Source organism: Rossellomorea sp. NPDC071047 (assembly GCF_050270195.1).
GTDB lineage: Bacteria > Bacillota > Bacilli > Bacillales > Bacillaceae_B > Rossellomorea.
This window is the reverse complement of the sequence record NZ_JBNNJT010000006.1, coordinates 250,310-270,609: the sequence shown is the minus strand read 5'-3', so window position 1 is coordinate 270,609 and position 20,300 is coordinate 250,310. Positions and strand designations below refer to the sequence as shown.

Below are 20,300 nucleotides of genomic sequence, written 5' to 3'. Positions count from 1 at the left end.
TAAATATCAAAAGCTTAAGACCGATGGCAAAATAATATTCATTTCATATAATGCTTTTAGATAGACGATTGTTGGAGGTTCTATTATGACTATATATCATTTCGTAGGAATTAAGGGGTCGGGCATGAGTGCATTAGCCCAAATACTCCACGATATGGGCTACGAGGTCCAAGGATCTGATGTAGATAAATATTTCTTTACTCAGAAAGCTCTGGATGAATCAAATATAAAAATTCTCCCTTTCCAAAAAGAAAACATTGGAGGGGATATGCATGTGATCGCAGGAAATGCATTTCCTGATACACATGAAGAAATTCAGGCAGCTGTAGAGCAAGGTCTACCCCTCACTAGATATCATAAATTTCTTGGAGACTTCATGCAGAAATTTACAAGTGTAGCGGTAACCGGTGCGCACGGAAAAACGTCTACAACCGGATTGTTGGCACATGTCATCAGTGGCGCAAAGCCAACATCCTTCCTGATCGGGGATGGAACAGGGAAAGGGGAAGTGGATGCTCAATACTTTGTCTTTGAAGCGTGCGAATATCGCCGCCACTTCCTGTCTTATTTTCCTGACTACGCCATCATGACTAATATTGACTTCGATCATCCCGATTATTTTGCCAATGTGGATGACGTTTTCTCTGCCTTCCAGGAGATGGCGATGCAAGTGAAAAAGGGAATCATCGCCTGTGGAGATGACGAACAGTTACAGAAAATCCAGGCTCAAGTGCCAGTCGTGTTTTATGGCTTTGCCGAGGAGAATGACTTTCAGGCGAGAAACGTAACAAGGGACAGAACCGGCACTTCATTCGATGTGTTTGTCCGTAATGAATTTTATGCAGCATTCAAAATCCCGACATTCGGTGACCATAACATCATGAATGCTTTATCCGTCATTGCCATTTGTCATTACGAAGAGCTTGATACAGCCATCGTCCAGGATAGATTAAGCTCATTCAAAGGGGTTAAACGCCGTTTCTCTGAAAAAGAAGTGGGCAATCAGATCCTGATCGATGATTACGCTCATCATCCGACTGAAATTAAAGCAACCGTAGATTCGGCAAGACAGAAATATCCTGAAAAAGAAATTATCGCTGTCTTCCAGCCTCACACATTTACACGTACGCAAACCTTCCTTTCAGAGTTTGCAGAAACCCTGAGTCTTGCAGACAAAGTGTACTTATGTGAAATCTTCGGTTCCGCAAGGGAAAATCATGGGAAACTTTCGATCAACGATCTTGGAAGCAAGATCGAAGGATGCGAAATTATAGACGAACAAGATACGACTGCCCTATTAAAACACGACAATAGCGTGCTTATTTTCATGGGAGCAGGAGATGTACAAAAGTTCCAACAAGCGTATGAAAAAACGCTGGAGGAACAATTAGCAGAAAATTAATGTGAAAAACCGGTTCTGATGGGAGCCGGTTTTTTTATGCTTTGAGGTAGGTTTGACAGGAGAATATTTGTAGATATTCTCCTGTCAAAAAAAGAGGGATATTCAGCAGGAGAATATGATGCGAAAATCAACAGTTGAAATCAGGAAGAAATTCAGCAGGAGAATATCTGACCATATTCATGAGATGATTCAACATTACCTTTCTCGCACACTCAAACAAAAAGTCACCGTCATGATTCATGACAGTGACTCTTCATTGTTATTTCAAATTCTCAGGATTCAGCACTTCAAGTTCTTCAATGACAAATCGACCGTTTTTTCGAATCAATACATCATCGAAATAGATTTCTCCGCCGCCGTACTCAGGACGCTGAATCATTACCATATCCCAGTGAATGTTCGAGTGGTTCCCATTGTACGCTTCTTCGTAGCATTCACCCGGCGTGAAGTGGAAGCTGCCATCGATCTTTTCGTCAAAGAGGATGTCCTGCATCGGATGCTGGATGTAAGGATTCACTCCAATGGCGAATTCGCCTACGTACCTTGCCCCTTCATCCGTATCAAAGATTTTGTTGATTCGGTCTGTATCGTTTGCAGTGGCTTCTACAATCTTACCTTCTTTGAATGTCAATTTTACGTTTTCAAAGGTAAATCCATTATAAGGTGACGGTGTATTGTAGGAAATGATTCCATTTACGGAATCTTTCACAGGTGCACTATATACTTCTCCATCGGGAATGTTCAGGCGTCCCGCACATTTCACTGCAGGAATGTCCTTGATTGAGAATGAAAGGTCCGTCCCTTCTCCGACAAGGCGGACTTTATCCGTATTGTTCATGAGTTCAACCAGGTTGTCCATGGCTTTGTCCATTTTGCTGTAGTCCAGGTTGCAGACATCGAAGTAGAAGTCTTCGAAGCCTTCTGTGCTCATGTTGGCGAGCTGTGCCATGGATGAAGTCGGATAGCGCAGCACTACCCATTTTTTCTTGGGAACCCGGATCTCTCTATGTACTTTCTTCCCGATCGTATTACCGTGGATTTTCATCTTTTCGTCAGGTACATCCGATTGCTCGCTGATATTATCACCTGCACGCAAACCGATATAGGCATCCATCTGCTCCATGACATTCGCTTCAAAGCTTGCGATCATATCATATTGCTCTTCCTGGGCTCCCATTAATAATGCGCGGTCGACTGAGTGATCTTTAATGGATACGAAAGGATATCCCCCTGCTGCATATGCTTCCTTAACGAGTGCTGTTACAAGCTCACGTTGTAATCCGAAGTTTTCAATCAATACTTTTTCTCCAGGCTGTAACTGCACGGAATATTGAATTAAATTTTTTGCCAGTTTTTCAATGCGTGGATCTTTCATTGGATTTCCCCCTTTTATGTGATCTCTACTATTGTACCCTAAAACAAAAATGGATGAGAGAAACAAAATGTGAAATGATAAATCAAGAAATATTTTTTATTTTTTCGTGCAGGAGAATTCATGCGGAAGGAAGAAATACTAGTATAATGTTTATTTGTTTATCATAAGGGTAAAGAATTTCTATACATGGAGGTGTGGCATATGGAAATCATTCTTTATCTAAGCGTGGCTGTAATAGCAGTTGCATTTTTTATTTTAGTTATGAGTGTAATGAAAACCTTGAAGTCTTTAGGATCTACCCTGGACAGTGTTTCGACTACATTGACGGGCCTTGAGAGCCAGCTTCAGGGAGTAACAAAAGAGTCTACTGAATTACTACATAAAACAAATCTATTAGCTGAGGATATCCAGAAGAAATCTGAGGATCTGAACACTGTTGTTTATGCAGTAAGAGATGTAGGGCATTCCATCCAGAACCTTAATAACTCGGTTAAGAAGGTAAGTACTTCCATTTCAACTGAACTTGAACGAAATCAAGGTAAGATTTCACAAGTGGTTCAGTGGGGCAATGCCTTTATCGAGTTAAAGGACAAATGGAAACAAAAACAGGAAAAACAGCCAAGTCAACCTGATGCAGCTGTTCAAAACCAAGCATCTAAAGAAGTTCGATCTCGAGAAAAATTGATTAAAAGAGCAAGATCTTATAACAATTAGAGAGGGGAATTTTTAAATGACACAACAGTACAATCAAAATCAGAACCAAAACCAAACGAACGACAGCAACAACATCAACTCGAAAGACTTCATGATCGGAACACTGATCGGAGGAATCGTTGGGGCGGCAACAGCTCTTCTACTGGCTCCTAAATCAGGTAAAGACCTTCGTCATGATATTAACGAGCAGGCTGGCGTACTGAAAGAAAAGACAGGTCAGTGGAAAGACACGGCTGTGGAAAAGAGCAATGAGCTTGCAGCAGTAGCAAAAGAAAAATCATCTGCACTTTCAAAATCAGTACAGGAGCAATCCAACAATGTGGTTGGAAAGCTGAAAACATACCGCTCTAATAATAACGAGCTTCAAGAAACGAACGATGAACTTCAAGCTGTTGCTGTAGGTGAAACCACACCTGTGGAAGAAACAGAAGATGTAAATCAAAAGCTAGAAGAAACAAAAAAGGCATTTGACGAAACTGAAAAAACATACAATCAATAATAATTGATTCCAAGGGCGGTGAAGTGATATGATTACTTCACCGTTTTTGTGTTGGAATGAAAATGCATTGAGGCAACTCTGTCTCCGGCTATCCGATAATGCACATTTTTATGGAAGGGAGTATGAATGATATGCAAAAAATTGAAACCGTTCAAGAGTTTGAACAGCTTTCCGAAACGAATGCCCGCTTCTTTTTTATGAAGCACAGCTTAACCTGCCCTGTGAGCTCAAATGCTTTCAATGAATACCAGGCCTTCCTGAATAAGCATGAAGAGGAAGACGGCTACTATTTAGCCGTTCAAGAGTCAAGGGAGTTATCCAATCATATTGCCGAAAAATACGGCATCAGGCATGAATCACCCCAAGCCTTCTTGTTTATTGAAGGAAAACCGGGCTGGAATGCTTCACATTGGAATATCACTGAGACTGAATTGAATAAGTTGTAGAAGTGAAAGGACTCTGTTTAATTGCAGGGTCTTTTTTAAAAAGCACTTTTCGTAAATATTATTGCTAAGAACGAGTGTTTGTGTGAAAACATGGACCGTTCCTTTTCGCTCCAGGCACTTGCTTTCCTCTATATCCCGCAGGAGTCAAGTGCCTTCCGCTACAATCCACTCTGTGCTACTACATTATTATAGATAGACAAACACAAAAAAAGCTCCTATTCTAGATAGGTTGAGCGTTTGTTCCCAAAACAACGTACCTACAAAGGAATAAAAGAAAATTTTATGTTAACTCATAAAGTGGATCAATGAACTGTCTTTCAAATGAATCAAATAATGCTCCCAGGGTAAATAACTTCTTGTAAAGAGAGCAGTAGTCTCTTTTATTCTTTTTGTCATTTTTAAGCTCTGTCACGAAATTTTCTTATAGATGGTGAGGGGAACTGCGTAGACTCCTGCGGAAGTACGGTCGTGCCGAGACCCCGGAAGCGAAGCTGAGGAGGCTCGGCCGAACGTCCGCGGAAAGCGAAGCAGTTCCCCTCACCATCCAGCACATACTAATTTGACAGAGCCCAAGCAGATCTTATGTTAAAGAACAACAATCTTTGTGAAAAGAACCTTTTTTATGGCGAGGGAGGTTATGTATTTTTCTATAAGAGTACAGAAAGAATGCGTGCATTTATAAAAATTTGGTAATTCCCTCCCAAGTGTTTATTTTCTATCATACAGGGAACTTACCCTATAAGAATAAAATTTATTTAAAGTAAATTAGGAGGAACGATTCATGACACAGACTGTACCTTATAATACTCAAACGAGCAATACGACTAATACGACTGCGATGAACGGCACTTCCGGTGAGAAGAATGGCAAGTTATTAAAAGGCATGGTAGTGGGAGCTGTAGTAGGCGGCGCACTGGCTATGCTTGATAAAACAACGAGGAAGCGGGTTTCATCCAGAACATCCAATGTAAAGGACTCCACAATGGGGATGGTGGCAAAGGTAAGGGAGAATCCATCGGGAGTTATGAACGACTGGCAGGATCGCCTTAAAACGGCTTCCACAGTATTAAAGGATGCGATCAACGACGCACAGAACCTTTATGAAAAGGTGAATGATGATGTGATCGACCAAGTGAATCAAGTAAAGGAAGATTCTTCAGAAATTATCGCTACAACGAAGGAAGCGGCAGAGGAATTGAAGGATATAGGCGGTAAAGTGAAAGAAGCAGGTGAAGAAGTGACAGGAGACACGACCTCTTCAGTAAACAGCTCACAGACTTCAACGAGTTCAACTGCTTCGAACGATAACAACAATATCCATCCAACTAATCGTACGAGCAGCGTACCTGGACAAGTTGGATCATAAACAAAAAAACTGGCGTAAATGCCAGTTTTTTGCTGTCTGCTATTCTTTCATTCAGCGTGTGGACTGAGGCCAGACGATTTCAAGCTCATCCCCATTTTGAATTTCTTCATAAAAGGTGGTTTCCTCTCCGTTTTTCAAGAGTATGAAGCTCCCATTCGCATGAGAAGGCATGTTGATTTCTACAGTACTAAATAAGTCCTGGAAAATAAATGAGCTTATCTGTAGTTCTTGTATTTCAATCGCATCCCCCGCAAATAAATGATCATCCATTCCAAGTCTATTGCCATTGCGATAAACACGGCTGCTTTCTTTCATAAGCTCTACTTTCTTTCCGTTAAAAGTAATCATGATAGTAGCCCCTGCAGTAAGCTGTTTCTTGGCGAGAAGCTCCTTTACCGTTGGAGTAAGGCCTGGTTTATATGAAATGATATCGCCCTGTTGAATCTTTGATGATAGCTTCGCCTCAATCCCGTTGATGAACAGCTTTCCACTATAAACAGGGAAGAAAGTGTCTTTTCCATTGATGGAAATACGATAGGGCTTAGTGCTTTCTAACCACTCTTCATACCCTGAATGCTTCAACACATCGAATAGTGATTCCATCAGTTCGATCCGGATACAATCACGGTCCTGAATGGTATCATCAAGGGATGCAGGTTGATTGTTTCTGTAGACGAGTGGAGATAGTAAAAAAGGGTTCTCATCTATCAGAACCTGTTTAGAAGTAGAGGTGTCTAATAGATCTCCAATCGTTACACTTGGTGAAGTCCCGTTCTCTCCTTTGTGAACAGTGATGATATCGTTATTGTTAATTTTTTCGTCGAGTGTACTGGGCTGACCATTTTTTTCGATAAGAGGTGCCTGACCATGACCTCCTGGTAAGGTTATATCTTGACCATTGACTGTTACAAAGAAACCATTACCTGGAACCCCGTGCCATTTACTTAGTTTTAAGCCCGCAGTTAAAATGCAGTCCCCGACCGTTAAGTCCTTTACTTCAAATAATCGGACCGGCTGATTGTTTACATGGGCTGTGACGTATTGGACAGGTGTCTGCTTTGCTGCAATGGCGATTCCGATAGGTGTAACGAGCTCTGGTCCTTTCGTTATCTCATCCAATATGGTTATATTCTGAATCGCTTCCACGCCTCTTACTGCGACCCGGTTGTGTGGAAGTTGTAAGGATAAAGCTAATTTGCCCGGCAGCTCAGGCGTTAAGCTGCCTCCCCCTACAAGCATGACAGCTTGTGGAGGCTTCCCATTGTTCAAACGGAGAATCTCCTTGGAAATCTCCCCGGCTAAACGATCTACAGCTGGACCAATTCTTTCCACAACCTCCAGTGCAGGCAAACTCGTTTCAAAACCGAGAATATCGGTAACCGTAATCTCCTCATTGGACTGAAGCTCCCTCTTTGCCTGCTCGGCTAAAGGAAAATCCAGCAATAGTTCATTGCTGATGGCTTCTGTTATTTCATCGCCGGCTGTCGGTACCATTCCATAGGCAATGACCGTGCCCAGATTGGTGATCGCGATATCGGATGTTCCTGCTCCAATATCAACGAGGGCAACATTGAGTCGTCGCATGGATTCTGGAATCAGGACATTAATCGCAGCGATGGGCTCAAGGGTTAAGGCGTCCATTTCTAAGCCAGCGCGATTCAGCGCCGCAATTAAGGATTCAACTACTACACGTGGAAGGAAGGTTGCGATAATCTCAACCGTTGCCTCTTCCCCCTGCTGATCGATGAGACTCCCGATTTCCTCACCATCCAAACGGTAAAAAAGGACAGAATAACCAACACAGTAATAGTGATAGCCATTCGCATCATTTTCGTTTTCTGCAGCCAATGCTTGAGCCTGCTGGACGGCACTTAACTCGAGATGAAGGATATCGTTTTTTTGAAGAAGGGGTTTTCCCTTTATATTCAATGTGGAAGATGCGGTTGCCGTTTTCAGGGCTCTTCCGGCAGCTGCGACACACACTTTATGAAGAGGGCTGTGTTTCTTCTCCAATTTCTCTTTAATGGAGCAAATGACCTCTGCGACTGCTGGAACGTCATGGATCTGACCATCCAACATGGCTCTCTTTTTATGCTCTTCTACTAAAATATCTGAAACTTGAAATATTCCGTTTATTTCTTCTAAAATGATCCCTACAACCGATCGGGTTCCAATGTCCAATGCAAATATTTTTTGCGTATTTTTCAATTAGTGTTCACCCACTTTAGCCTATTCTCATACAATACTAAAATACTTTAGCGCTTAAAAGCGTCTAATTAATAAAGAATTTTATCGTGACATTTTGGATATGTTCTATTATAATAAGTTTCAATATCAAAAATGTATCATACTTTCTTAAAACTATAACAGTTTTTACGTATGAACAGGATAAAAAAAGAAAGGGTGCTGTATTGTGAGTAATCAAGAGCTCGATCAATTACGAAAACAAGTAGACGAGATGAACTTAAAACTATTAGACACCATTAATGAACGTGCTAAACTAGTTCAGGAAATCGGGCGTGTCAAGGAGACTCAAGGAGTATACCGCTATGATCCTGTTCGTGAAAGAGGAATGCTTGATCTGATCAAAGAAAATAATAATGGTCCATTTGAACATTCGACCGTTGAACATATTTTTAAAGAAATCTTTAAAGCAGGTTTGGAGCTTCAAAAAGACGATCACCGTAAAGCACTGCTTGTTTCCCGTAAAAAGAAACCGGATGATACGATTGTAACGATCAACGGAGATTCAATTGGAGACGGAAAGCCTCACTTCATTTTCGGTCCATGTGCGGTTGAATCTTACGAGCAAGTAGCAGAAGTGGCAAAAGCCGTCAAAGCAAAAGGGCTTAAATTGCTTCGAGGCGGAGCGTTCAAACCGAGAACGTCCCCTTATGACTTCCAGGGTCTCGGGATTGAAGGATTGAAGATTCTTAAAAAAGTCGCGGATGAATATGATTTGGCTGTCGTCAGTGAAATCGTAAATCCAGCCGATATCGAACCCGCATTGGAATACATTGACGTGATTCAGATCGGTGCGAGAAATATGCAAAACTTCGAGCTGTTAAAAGCAGCAGGAGCAGTGAAGAAGCCCGTATTACTTAAACGCGGTTTAGCTGCAACGATCGATGAGTTCATCAACGCTGCTGAATATATCATTTCACAAGGTAATGGAGACATCATCCTTTGTGAGCGCGGAATTCGTACGTACGAAAAAGCGACAAGAAACACATTGGACATTTCAGCTGTCCCGATCCTTAAGCAAGAAACGCATCTGCCAGTATTCGTGGATGTAACGCACTCAACCGGACGCAGAGATCTGTTGCTTCCAACGGCGAAAGCAGCACTAGCCATCGGTGCAGATGGTGTAATGGCTGAGGTACATCCTGATCCTGCCGTTGCCTTATCCGATTCTGCCCAACAAATGGACTTAGATCAATTTGATCATTTCTATCAGGAGCTGTTAAAAGGAAGAACGATCGAAGTATAATATATATAAGAGAAGGGTTGGATCCTATTTATGGGGTTCAACCCTTTGTTTTTGATTTTCTGCTGTCATTGTGGGGGGGGTTTATAAGAAAAGCCTTTATTATTACTTACGAGCAGCATAATGACAAAATAATGAATGAATTTCAGGGAATCATCCGAACTTCATTGAGGATATCAGCGGACTTTTCATTTTATCGGCGAAATTCTTATTTTATCAGCGAAATCCTGATTTTAACGGCGAAATCTCACTTTTATCGGCGAAATACCAAATATATCGGCGAAACGCATCCTCTTCTCCCAGTGAGTCTGTATTCTGGTAGTCGCCCTTTCAACATGCTATAATCAACTTTTTATCAAGATAAGGCACAGTCGTTGCACGAATATAGAGACTATCGTATGATTATCATGGTAATTGCAGATAAATAACCTATATACATTGAAAAAACACTAACGTGAATATAATTATGTGCATTTTTTAACAAACTATTGTAATCGCTTTTTTCTTTAGGTTTATTTAGTGTAAAATAAGATAAATAAATGAGTAGAAGAGTAAAGGAGAGTTAGCTATGAACGTTACAATATATGATGTAGCAAGAGAAGCAAATGTTTCCATGGCAACCGTTTCACGTGTTGTCAACGGAAATCCCAATGTAAAGCCGGCAACAAGAAAGAAAGTACTGGAGGTCATTGACCGTCTTGGATACCGTCCGAATGCAGTAGCAAGGGGACTTGCAAGTAAGAAAACAACAACGGTCGGAGTCATCATTCCGGATATCTCTAATATCTTCTATGCTGAATTGGCACGTGGAATTGAAGATATCGCAACGATGTACAAATACAATATTATCTTAAGTAACTCGGATCAAAATGCGGAGAAGGAGCTTCATCTTCTCAACACGATGCTTGGTAAACAAGTGGACGGAATTCTGTTCCTTGGCGGGCACATTTCCGAGGAACATGTTCAGGAATTCGAACGTTCCCCTGTTCCAATCGTTTTAGCAGGGGCAGTGGAAGAAACAAGCAAGGTCCCTTCCGTTAATATCGACTACAAAGCGGCTACCTACGATGCTGTTACGGAATTGTTGGAAAAAGGGCATAAGCGTATCGGATTTGTCAGTGGTCCTTTCCACGATACAATCAACATGAAGTTCAAATTAGAAGGGTATCGTGAGGCACTCGCTAAAGCCGGAGTTGAATATAGTGACGAACTGGTTGTTGAAGGTGAGTACACATATGATTCAGGACTTGAAGCCTGGCAGAAGTTTTCTGAGCTTGAGGACAAGCCGACCGCTATATTCGTCGGAAATGATGAGACGGCCCTTGGAGTCGTTCACGGTGCTCAGGATCAGAACGTGTCCATTCCTGAAGAAGTTGAAGTGATCAGCTTCGATAACACGAGACTGGCGCTTATGGTCAGACCACAGTTAACGTCCGTTGTTCAGCCTTTATATGATATCGGGGCTGTAGCGATGAGATTATTAACGAAATATATGAACAAGGAAACGGTTGAAGAATCCACAGTGGTTCTACCTCATCGAATCGAACATCGGAACTCAACAAAATAAGAAGTTTGTCGATATAAAAGATAAAGACAAACAGAACTTAATTTTGTAGGGAGAGTCAAAATGAAAAAGCTTGATGTTCTTACACCGATCGGGGTTGTAGTAGGGTTTCTATTCGTCGCTTTTGCCATCATTACGAACGCTGGTGTTACAGGCTTCAGTTCCTTCATAGATCTGCCGTCCATGTTTGTTGTCATAGGCGGTTTGGTCGCTGCCATGCTGGTCAGCTTCTCTATTAAGGAATTGAAGCAATTGGGGAAAGTGATGAGAGAATCCTTTCGGGACGAGGAATACGATCTTCAAGGCCTCATCCGCACTTTTGTGACACTATCAGAAAAAGCCAGACGTGAAGGTCTTCTCGCATTAGAGGCGGAAGTGGAAGAGGTCGAGGATCCTTTCATTCGAAAAGGAGTCCTGTTAGCCGTCGATGGAATTGAGCAGGACGTGATTGTGGATATCATGAATGCAGAAATCATCGCTTTAGAAGAGCGGCATCGTAAAAATAAAAGTTTACTTGATAAGGCTGGGGAGTATGCACCTGCCTGGGGGATGATCGGGACCTTGATCGGTCTCGTACTGATGTTAAAGAATTTGAATGATCCAGCGTCATTAGGGCCAAATATGGCCATCGCCTTATTAACGACTCTATATGGATCGATCCTTGCAAATCTTGTCTTCTTACCTATGGCATCCAAATTAGCGATGAAAACAGAAAAAGAAGTGTTCATGAAACAAATCGTGATTGAAGGTGTCGTCGGGGTACAATCCGGTCAAAATCCAAAAATATTGGAAGAGAAACTGAGAGTGTTCTTATCCAATAAGGAACTGGAGATGTACTCTGGCAGGAAACAAGAGGAGGCAACATTCGATGATGCGTAGACGGAGACAAGCGTCTCAGCCAACGGGTGCACCGAAATGGATGGTAACCTTTTCTGATCTCATTACTCTTATTCTCGTATTCTTTATTTTACTATTTTCCATGTCTCAAATTGATATCGTCAAATTCAGGACCATTGCTGATTCCTTTCAGCAGCGTCAAATACTGGAGTTTTACCCTTCTGTCATTCCATTTGAGAATCCTTCAGCCGAACCTGAAATGGAGATGGAGAAAACTCAGCCTCAGAGCATTGAGGAAACCGATAAAGAGTTGAATCAGCTTTTAGCCGATATTCAGAGCTACTTGAATGAAAACAAACTAAGTGACGTTGTAGTGGCCACAAGAACCGAGCGCGGAGTCGTGCTGGTCCTACAGGAGCAAGCCCTGTTTGCTTCAGGCGAAGCGACGGTCCTTGAGGACGCTTATCCGTTCTTAAATAAGGTGGGCGATCTTTTATCGAGGATCCCAAACTTCGTGAAAGTGGAGGGACATACAGATAATCGTCCCATCGGTACATATCGGTTCCCATCAAACTGGGAGCTCTCCTCGGCAAGGGCAAGCAGTGTGATCCGGTATCTCGTTCAAACCGAAAACTTAGATCCGAAGCGCTTCATTGCCGTCGGATATGGGGACACACGCCCGGTTGCACCCAATGACACAAGGGAAAACCTTCAAAAAAACAGGCGTGTGGAAGTGATCATTACAGATCCTGCATATAAGGAACAATAAAAACCAAGGACTTCTCGGGTAGTGAGAGGTCCTTGGTTTTTAGTTAACTTGACGGCTTCTGTCTCAATTGCTGCCGGATGGAATAGAGGGCTTTCTCAACGGTTTGCTTGTTCTTTTCCGTGATTTCGCCTTTTCTCGGAATCGGCTTGTAAATGTCAGGGTTATCCCACCAGTCAGATGGCAGGGTGACCCCGGCTTTACTTTGCCAGCGTTCCGTCCATTTCCCAGGGAAGGAAGAGGCGAGGTCCATACGCCCGGTCATCTGCATCCAAATCATGCTCCAGGCCCTTGGGACGACTCTCCAAATGTCATAGCCGCCACCACCAACGGCAATCCATTTACCATCGCAATACTCATGAGCAAGCTCGTGGGCGATACGAGGGATTTCCCGATATATATTCATGGTAGCCGAAAGGTGGGTGAGTGGGTCATAATAATGGGCATCTGCCCCGTTTTGAGTCAAAATGACGTCGGGCTTGAAGAATTCAATGACTTCACGAAAGGACGTTTCATAAGCTTCGAGCCAAGACTCATCCTCTGTAAAGGCATCTAGGGGGATATTGAACGAATACCCATATCCTTTTCCATGACCGCGCTCATTAATATTGCCTGTCCCCGGGAAAAGGTAGCGGCCCGTCTCATGGATGGAAAGGGTACACACGTCCGGATCATCGTAGAAGGACCACTGAACGCCATCCCCGTGATGAGCATCTGTATCGACGTATAGGACACGAGCCCCGTACTTTTCCTGCAAGTAGCGGATCGCCACCGAACTGTCGTTATAAATACAGAAGCCTGATGCTTTCCCTTTGAAACCATGATGCAGACCACCACCGAGATGAAGGGCATGCTTGGCTTTTCCCGTCATGACAAGATCAACGGCCGTTAACGTACCGCCTACCAAATAAGCACTCGCTTCATGCATTCCTTGAAACATCGGGGTATCTTCTGTACCAATTCCAAACCCTTCTGCCTGATCTTGAGAGAGTTGGCCGACACTCGCTCTTTTGACGGCGTTTACATAATTGGGATCATGATTAAGAAATAACTCTTCATCGGTAGCCATTCGTGGTGGAACGATTTCATCTGATTGAAGAGCATTTGCCTCCTTGAGTAAATCCATCGTCAGGGTCAATCGGGTTTGATTGAAGGGATGCTCATCAGAGAACCGATACCCGAGGAGTTCGTCTGAATAGATGAAAACAGCATCTTTTGTCATGAGGAGATTCCGGGCATGTTTGGCCATAACACGTCATATCCTTCTTTCTTTAGATCATTGATCACATTCATCGGATTCATCGTTCTTACTCTGAATACAAGGATCTTGAACTGCTCGTCCTTTTTATCCGGATAGACCAGTACACTTTGAATATTGGAGTTATTCCTTCTGATGATTCCGGCTACTTCGTAAAGGATGCCCGCTTTATGCGGGACTTTCACTTCTATTTGAGAGCCGGGCTGGTGTGCTCCCGTCAGTTGAATGAGCGTGTATAACAGGTCGGTTTCAGTAATGATTCCGACCAGCTTCTTTTCCTTCAAAATAGGAAGGCAGCTGATCCGGTGCTCATAAAAGAGAGCCGCAACCTCTTCGACAAAATCGAGAGGGTGACCTGTGATCACATCTTTCTTCATGATCAATTTAAGCGGATTCTGCAATTCATTGCCAGGTGACTCATCATGAAAAATAGAGGGGGTACCGTCTTTAACATCACGGTCACTCACGATCCCGATCACTTCCATATCATGATTGGTAATCGGGATATGCTTGATCTTCTTCTCCCGCATTAATTTTATGGCTGTTTCAATTGTATCGTCTGCCTTTAAAGTTTCGACTTTCGTTTTCATAATTTCTTCTACAATCACGTTCTCCACCCCTTTAGAAAACTTGTCAGAGTTCCATTAATACATAAAACGATTCATAAACCTCAGTTGATCAAATCGTTGGATGGAATCCGGGTCCACTCTCGTACCGATTCTCGCCATTAAACAATTAGCTGGATGGGAACTGATTTCAGGGTCATCCGTTGCGTAATATTCCAATCCGCCGGCGTTCATCATTTTTTCCATTACTTTACGATATTCCCACACGTTCAGGCCGGTCCCTTTTAAATCCCAGTGCCAATAATATTCAGTCGTAATGACGATATAGTCTTCCATATGATCATCCATCATGGAAACCTTTAAAAGATTCTTTCCGACCGAAGCCCCGCGGAATTTAGGAATGACTTCGATTGCTCCAAGCTCAATCAGATTATCCATTTTCCCTTGAGACCAGCGTTCAAGGGGATCAGGATATAAATATGTAACATATCCAACAATCGTATGTTGATCTCTCGCGATCAGGATTCGACCTTCTGGTAAACTGGCAATCTCTACAAGGGCTTTATGCTGCTGGGCAGGAGGTCTGAAAGCGACCAAGTCCTCGTGAAAGTCAAGCCTTGATAATTCTTCAGCGGAAATCGGACCTTCAATAATGATATTACCTTTTGTCGTCTTCAATTCTGTTGCATTATAGGTTTTTTTCAATTTCATCTGGACACCACCTAAAGATATTCCTCAAGTCCATTATACATGAAATATAAAAATGTATAGCGCTTTCACGAAATTTTCAGACGTTTGAAGCGGTGATATTATTCTGCAATACCTATCTAGGACAGGGGTTTGAAGTGTTTTTAATCTGATTACAGTAAAGATGACCTTGTGGCAGATTTTTTAAAAAATTGAGAAAATATTAAATTTATACTATAATAAGATTGTAATTTCTTACATAAGGGGGATGCGGTATATGAAAGTGGAAGCGTTACCAGTAACTAAGGGAAACTATAATCTTGAAAGCTATGAAAATACTTATGAATCATTTGATTGGAAAGATGTCGAAAAAGAATTTTCATGGTCTGAAACAGGACGTGTCAATCTGGCTCATGAAGCAATTGACCGACATGCAGTATCTTTCAGGAAAAATAAAGTCGCTCTTTATTACCGAGATGCAGAACGTGATGAAAAATATACGTACTCTGATATGAAGAAGATGTCGAACAAAGCAGGAAATGTATTGAAACGTTTTGGGGATGTTGAAAAAGGTGACCGAGTATTCATCTTCATGCCAAGATCACCGGAATTGTATTTCTCCGTATTGGGTGCAATCAAGCTGGGTGCCATCGTAGGACCTCTGTTTGAAGCTTTCATGGAGGGAGCCGTCCGTGATCGATTAGAGGATAGTGAAGCGAAAGTACTGATCACGACTCCTGAGCTTTTGAAGAGGGTTCCGGTAAGTGAACTTCCGAACTTAAAGCATGTTTTCTTAATTGGGGATGAGGTACAGGAGGACGATGTCCATATTGACTTTATGACTAAATTTGCTGAAGCGAGCGATAAACTGGCGGTAGAATGGGTAGAACGGAACGATGGGTTGATCCTTCACTATACGTCAGGTTCCACTGGAAAACCAAAAGGGGTCCTTCATGTCCATAACGCAATGATTCAACATTACCAAACTTCCAAATGGGTACTCGACCTTCAGGAAGAGGATGTGTATTGGTGCACAGCTGATCCAGGCTGGGTCACAGGGACTTCATATGGAATCTTCGGACCGTGGCTGACAGGTGCCTCGAACGTCATTGTAGGGGGACGCTTTAAACCGGAGAACTGGTATCAAACGATCGAAGATTATGGAGTGACGGTTTGGTACAGTGCTCCAACGGCCTTCAGGATGTTGATGGGGGCAGGGGATGAAGTCGTGAAACAATTCGACTTAAGCTCTCTTCGCCATATCCTTAGCGTAGGAGAGCCCTTGAATCCTGAGGTGGTACGCTGGGGAATGAAAGTATTCAATCTGCGCATCCATGATACTTGGTGGATGACGGAAACAGGCGGCCAATTGATCTGTAACTATCCGAGCATGGAAATCAAGCCAGGATCCATGGGGAAACCATTCCCTGGAGTGAAAGCGGCGATTGTGGATGATCAAGGAAATGAAGTGCCTCCTTACCGCATGGGGAACTTGGCGATCAAAAAAGGCTGGCCATCCATGATGAACCAGATCTGGAATAATCCACAGAAGTATGAATCATATTTCATGCCTGGTGACTGGTATGTTTCAGGAGATTCAGCTTATATGGATGAAGACGGATATTTCTGGTTCCAGGGCCGGATCGATGATGTCATCATGACGTCTGGAGAACGAGTAGGTCCATTTGAAGTAGAAAGCAAGCTCGTAGAACATCCGGCGGTTGCCGAAGCAGGCGTCATTGGCAAACCTGACCCGGTTCGCGGCGAAATCATCAAAGCGTTCATCGCTCTTCGCGATGGCTACGAAGTGACAGATGAGCTGAAAGAAGAGATTCGTCAATTCGTGAAAAAAGGATTAGCTGCCCATGCGGCTCCTAGAGAAATCGAATTCAGAGACAAGCTTCCGAAAACACGAAGCGGAAAAATCATGCGTCGCGTGTTGAAGGCATGGGAATTAGACCTTCCTACCGGTGATTTAAGTACAATGGAAGATTAATAGATGAAGAACCTCTGCTCTTGATGAGTGGGGGTTTTTTTGTGGTTGGGGGAGAAGGGGCGAGGAGGGCGGTATTTGTAGATTTATGAGAAGTGGCAGGTAAACTAAAAAAATGGCATATAAAAATAGAATAGGGCAGATAAACTGAATAAGCGGCAGATAAATTTCCAAAATGGCATAAAAGATTAAGAGACAATCCCACTCCAGTCCTTCACCCTCATCCAATATAAAAAAAACGAGCAAGAGTAAATGCTTTTGCTCGCTTTTTTTATTGCTATCTAATTCTGCTCAGCAGGTGGTTCAGGTTCAGTTGGTGGCTCGGTTCCTCCACCGTCACCGCCGCCATCACCGCCTCCATCATCAGCTGGTGGTGGCTCAGGCTTATCTGGTTTAGGGGGAGGATCGGCCGGTTTATCACCAGGCGGTTTCGGATCCGTTGCCGGCTTATCGGGCTTCGGTTCCGGTTTTGGCTCCGGTTTTCCGATTTGTACAGTGTTGGAAGCTGCAGATTGTTTACCCGCTACATCAACGGCAACCACATAGAAATCACCATTTCCAACGGAAACGGAATAATTCCCGCCAGACTTGACACTGCCGACCTTGCCGCCAGATTTACTATATACACGATATCCGACGACATCTCCGCTTGCAGAAGGGGTCCAAGTGATGGTATTTCCATTAGCACTTGCTTTTACCGTCCCAGGAGCTGCTCCATCGTCTGAAATCTTGTTTTCTGCAATCAGAACATTTTTGAATCGATTGTCACCGTCCGGAATGAGTTTGTTTGGATCTCCAGGTACAGAACCAAATACATTCTTCACAAAGTCAGGATTCAAGATCACTCCCGGCTGTGAAAATTCTTCCGGCGTATTAGGCAGAGCTAAATATTTTTTTCCATTTACCATGACATAACGGCTCATGAGTAAGCTGTCATCTGTTTTGGTTGGTACATATTTAGCGTTGAATAAGTCACTTTTCACTAACCCGGCCTGACTGCATGCTTCTGATGGCAGTAATCCTGAAATCGAGCAGAAGGATCTTCTTACAACACCTTCAGGCTGCTGGAATTGTGCATCGGGATCAATCAGTTCAGGAGCCAAGTCTCTCGTATCATTCAATAAGTATGACCATAAGCGGATATTACGTAATCCATAATGACCATACTGTGCCCGGGATCCCGGGGTATTTAATGAAGAAGGTGTATCATACCCGAACCAGGTTCCGAATGTAATGCTCGGATTGGATGCGACAAACCAGTGATCCTTGTATTCCTGACTCGTTCCGGATTTCCCGGCCCAATCAGAACCAAAGTTCAGGAATTTCTTCGCATAACGTCCTGTCCCAAGTGAATGATCCAGGGTATCCCTCATCATATCGATGGCAAGGTAAGCCGTTTGTGGACTGAATACATCCACTGGTTCTACTTTATGTTCGAACACCACATTGCCATCTTGATCGACAATTTTATCGATCATGTATGCATCTATGAATTTCCCGCCATTTGCAAAAGTAGTATAGGCATTTACATTTTCTTCGACTGTTACACCACTTGTGGTGGCTCCCAGTGCAAGTGACAGGTTATTATCATATCGGCTGTTTAGTGATGAAAAGCCCATTTTCAGAAGGAATTCTTTAAATGGATTTCGGTTATAGATATTGGCATAAGTTCTTACAGCAGGTAAGTTCAATGATTCTGCAAGTGCATATCTTGCAGGGAAAAGTCCACGTTCATTAAGCGAATAGTTTTCAGGCGTCCAGCCATTTATGTTCACACCAACGTCAGGAATGGGGGATCCAGGTGAAATGTATCCGTATTCCAGTGCCGGGGCATAAGCAAGTAATGGCTTCATGGTAGACCCATTCGATCTCAGTGACTGGGTGGCGTGGTTGATTTGTTCCGTTTTAAAGTCACGGCCGCCAATGAAACTGATGATGCGTCCTGTTTTGTTTTCAATCATGATCGCTCCGACCTGAACGGGCTCCTGTACTTCCACTTCTTCTCCCGTGTCAGGGTCCGTTCCCGCTACATATTTCGGAGGGCCATACATTTCGTAGGCATCCTTTGTTTTCTGCATTTGATCATAGATCTTTTTATTGATGGTTGAGTGAATCTGATAACCGCTTTGACGGACATTGCGGTCCGCGAGGGTTCGGTATTTTTCTTCAAGTTCATCATTATTTTCAAGATCCTGCTTGGAATAGCCGTCTTTTTCGGCAAGTACATCCGTCATGATGTCCACTGCTCTGCTTTCAAGTTCAGCAGTCAGCCAAGGATACTGTTCACTTGGTGATGCTTTAGGCTTGATGAAATCTTTCGACAGGTCATAGGCTACAGCATCATCGTACTCTTTTTTCGTAATATAGCCTTCTCGGTGCATTCTGTAGAGTACAGTGTTTTTTCGGCTCATTCCAGCTTCAAGATTCTCTTTCATTTCTCCACTATTCGTAAATGGAGTGTAAGAGAATGGAGCTTGTGGAAGTCCGGCAATGAACGCAGATTGAGGCAAGGTTAAGTCCTTGGCGTCAACCCCGAATATCCCTTGTGCAGCAGATTGGACCCCGGCAATATTCCGACCGGAAGAATTACGTCCAAGTGTCGCTACATTCAGGTAGGCTTCCAGGATTTCGTCCTTTTCAAAGAAACGTTCCAAGCGAAGGGCGAGGAGTATTTCCTTTGCTTTTCTTTCAAATGATACTTCATTGGTCAATATTTGGTTTTTGATTAGCTGTTGTGTGAGTGTACTTCCACCTGATTGAGTGGAGGAATTGGTGAATTCCTGTAGTACGGCACGCATGATCGCTTTCGGTACGACACCGTTATGTTCTTTGAAGTATTCATCTTCCGTGGCAATAACAGCATTTCGCAGATCTTCAGAAACATCTTTGAGCTTTACTTCTTCCCGCTCTAAGTCTGTTCGGAGTTTCCCCAAATATACATCATTGGCAAAGTAAAGCTGCGACGTTTCTTCATAGTTGTAAATGTCCTTTTTCATTTGGTCGTAAGGACGTATCGGTTCTTCCTTGACGAGAGAAGCGAAATAACCCGCTCCGACTCCTCCTGCAAATGCAAATCCCAGTACAAAGATCACGACCAGGATCAACGACAGGTTCCAGAATACTCCATATGTAATTCTTGCTCGTTTTTGAACTCCAGTATTTGAAAAGAACCTGATTGCAGGGTCTAGTTTTTCGAGTAATTTGTTCCATTTTTCCTTCATATATCATTCCCCCCAGAACATTCCCATTATAGCATATTTACAGGAAGGCTGTCGTAAAAAGTCAAATAAAATGGTCTTTTAACAAGAGTTTAGTTGACTATTATTTTAGAATATGGTAA

Annotated in this window: 16 protein-coding genes; 10 read left to right on the top strand and 6 right to left on the bottom strand. The window is 42.9% G+C overall.

The genetic code is table 11. The annotated features are described in order from the left end of the window. The first annotated feature begins 85 nt into the window (after nucleotides 1–85). Nucleotides 86–1,402, top strand: a complete 1,317-nt coding sequence (murC, locus tag ACQKFO_RS19765) for a UDP-N-acetylmuramate--L-alanine ligase (protein ID WP_427600516.1) — start codon at nucleotides 86–88, stop codon at nucleotides 1,400–1,402. Between the two features lie 259 nt (nucleotides 1,403–1,661). On the opposite strand, the gene ACQKFO_RS19760 is transcribed toward murC, so the two are convergent. After that, nucleotides 1,662–2,777, bottom strand: coding sequence for an aminopeptidase (locus ACQKFO_RS19760; protein WP_427600515.1), 1,116 nt, complete (start codon nucleotides 2,775–2,777; stop codon nucleotides 1,662–1,664). 201 nt (nucleotides 2,778–2,978) lie between these two features. Between ACQKFO_RS19760 and ACQKFO_RS19755 the strand changes: the two genes are divergently transcribed. From ACQKFO_RS19755 to ACQKFO_RS19740, 4 genes are all read left to right on the top strand, one after another. After that, nucleotides 2,979–3,491 carry a DUF948 domain-containing protein gene (locus ACQKFO_RS19755; RefSeq protein ID WP_148970968.1) on the top strand — a complete coding sequence of 171 codons (513 nt, stop codon included), beginning with the start codon at nucleotides 2,979–2,981 and terminating at the stop codon, nucleotides 3,489–3,491. 16 nt (nucleotides 3,492–3,507) lie between these two features. After that, nucleotides 3,508–3,990, top strand: coding sequence for a YtxH domain-containing protein (locus tag ACQKFO_RS19750; protein WP_148970967.1), 483 nt, complete (start codon nucleotides 3,508–3,510; stop codon nucleotides 3,988–3,990). Between the two features lie 131 nt (nucleotides 3,991–4,121). Further along, a complete protein-coding gene (ytxJ, locus tag ACQKFO_RS19745) occupies nucleotides 4,122–4,436 on the top strand; it encodes a bacillithiol system redox-active protein YtxJ (RefSeq protein ID WP_427600514.1) in 315 nt (104 codons plus the stop codon). A 781-nt stretch (nucleotides 4,437–5,217) separates the two neighbouring features. Then, complete coding sequence (locus ACQKFO_RS19740) at nucleotides 5,218–5,802, top strand: YtxH domain-containing protein (RefSeq protein WP_427600513.1); 585 nt, start codon at nucleotides 5,218–5,220, stop codon at nucleotides 5,800–5,802. 51 nt (nucleotides 5,803–5,853) lie between these two features. Here the strand turns inward: ACQKFO_RS19740 and ACQKFO_RS19735 are convergent, their stop codons facing one another. Further along, a complete protein-coding gene (locus ACQKFO_RS19735) occupies nucleotides 5,854–8,010 on the bottom strand; it encodes a cell division FtsA domain-containing protein (protein ID WP_427600512.1) in 2,157 nt (718 codons plus the stop codon). Between the two features lie 205 nt (nucleotides 8,011–8,215). On the opposite strand from ACQKFO_RS19735, the gene ACQKFO_RS19730 reads away from it, so the two are divergent. From ACQKFO_RS19730 to motS, 4 genes are all read left to right on the top strand, one after another. Then, nucleotides 8,216–9,292, top strand: a complete 1,077-nt coding sequence (locus ACQKFO_RS19730) for a bifunctional 3-deoxy-7-phosphoheptulonate synthase/chorismate mutase (RefSeq protein WP_148970963.1) — start codon at nucleotides 8,216–8,218, stop codon at nucleotides 9,290–9,292. A 565-nt stretch (nucleotides 9,293–9,857) separates the two neighbouring features. Beyond that, nucleotides 9,858–10,856, top strand: coding sequence for a catabolite control protein A (gene ccpA / locus ACQKFO_RS19725; RefSeq protein ID WP_427600511.1), 999 nt, complete (start codon nucleotides 9,858–9,860; stop codon nucleotides 10,854–10,856). Nucleotides 10,857–10,916: 60 nt separating this feature from the next. Beyond that, nucleotides 10,917–11,732, top strand: a complete 816-nt coding sequence (motP, locus tag ACQKFO_RS19720; RefSeq protein ID WP_427600510.1) for a flagellar motor protein MotP — start codon at nucleotides 10,917–10,919, stop codon at nucleotides 11,730–11,732. Continuing rightward, on the top strand, nucleotides 11,722–12,459 hold the full coding sequence (gene motS, locus ACQKFO_RS19715) for a flagellar motor protein MotS (protein ID WP_427600509.1): 738 nt from the start codon (nucleotides 11,722–11,724) through the stop codon (nucleotides 12,457–12,459). The genes motP and motS overlap by 11 nt, the downstream gene beginning before the upstream one ends. Nucleotides 12,460–12,502: 43 nt before the next feature. Here motS and ACQKFO_RS19710 read toward each other — a convergent pair whose 3' ends face one another. From ACQKFO_RS19710 to ACQKFO_RS19700, 3 genes are read right to left on the bottom strand one after another with little or no spacing between them, the layout of a single operon-like run. Continuing rightward, nucleotides 12,503–13,678, bottom strand: a complete 1,176-nt coding sequence (locus ACQKFO_RS19710) for an acetoin utilization protein AcuC (RefSeq protein ID WP_427600611.1) — start codon at nucleotides 13,676–13,678, stop codon at nucleotides 12,503–12,505. Next, nucleotides 13,675–14,322 (bottom strand): acetoin utilization AcuB family protein, encoded by a 648-nt coding sequence (locus ACQKFO_RS19705; protein ID WP_427600508.1) that lies wholly within the window; start codon nucleotides 14,320–14,322, stop codon nucleotides 13,675–13,677. Before ACQKFO_RS19705 ends, ACQKFO_RS19710 begins: the two co-directional genes overlap by 4 nt. 36 nt (nucleotides 14,323–14,358) lie before the next feature. After that, a complete protein-coding gene (locus ACQKFO_RS19700) occupies nucleotides 14,359–14,991 on the bottom strand; it encodes a GNAT family N-acetyltransferase (protein ID WP_427600507.1) in 633 nt (210 codons plus the stop codon). A 253-nt stretch (nucleotides 14,992–15,244) separates the two neighbouring features. Here ACQKFO_RS19700 and acsA point away from each other — a divergent pair, with 253 nt between their 5' ends. After that, nucleotides 15,245–16,963, top strand: coding sequence for an acetate--CoA ligase (gene acsA / locus ACQKFO_RS19695; RefSeq protein ID WP_427600506.1), 1,719 nt, complete (start codon nucleotides 15,245–15,247; stop codon nucleotides 16,961–16,963). A 278-nt stretch (nucleotides 16,964–17,241) separates the two neighbouring features. Here the strand turns inward: acsA and ACQKFO_RS19690 are convergent, their stop codons facing one another. Then, on the bottom strand, nucleotides 17,242–20,181 hold the full coding sequence (locus tag ACQKFO_RS19690; protein ID WP_427600505.1) for a transglycosylase domain-containing protein: 2,940 nt from the start codon (nucleotides 20,179–20,181) through the stop codon (nucleotides 17,242–17,244). Nucleotides 20,182–20,300 lie beyond the last annotated feature (119 nt).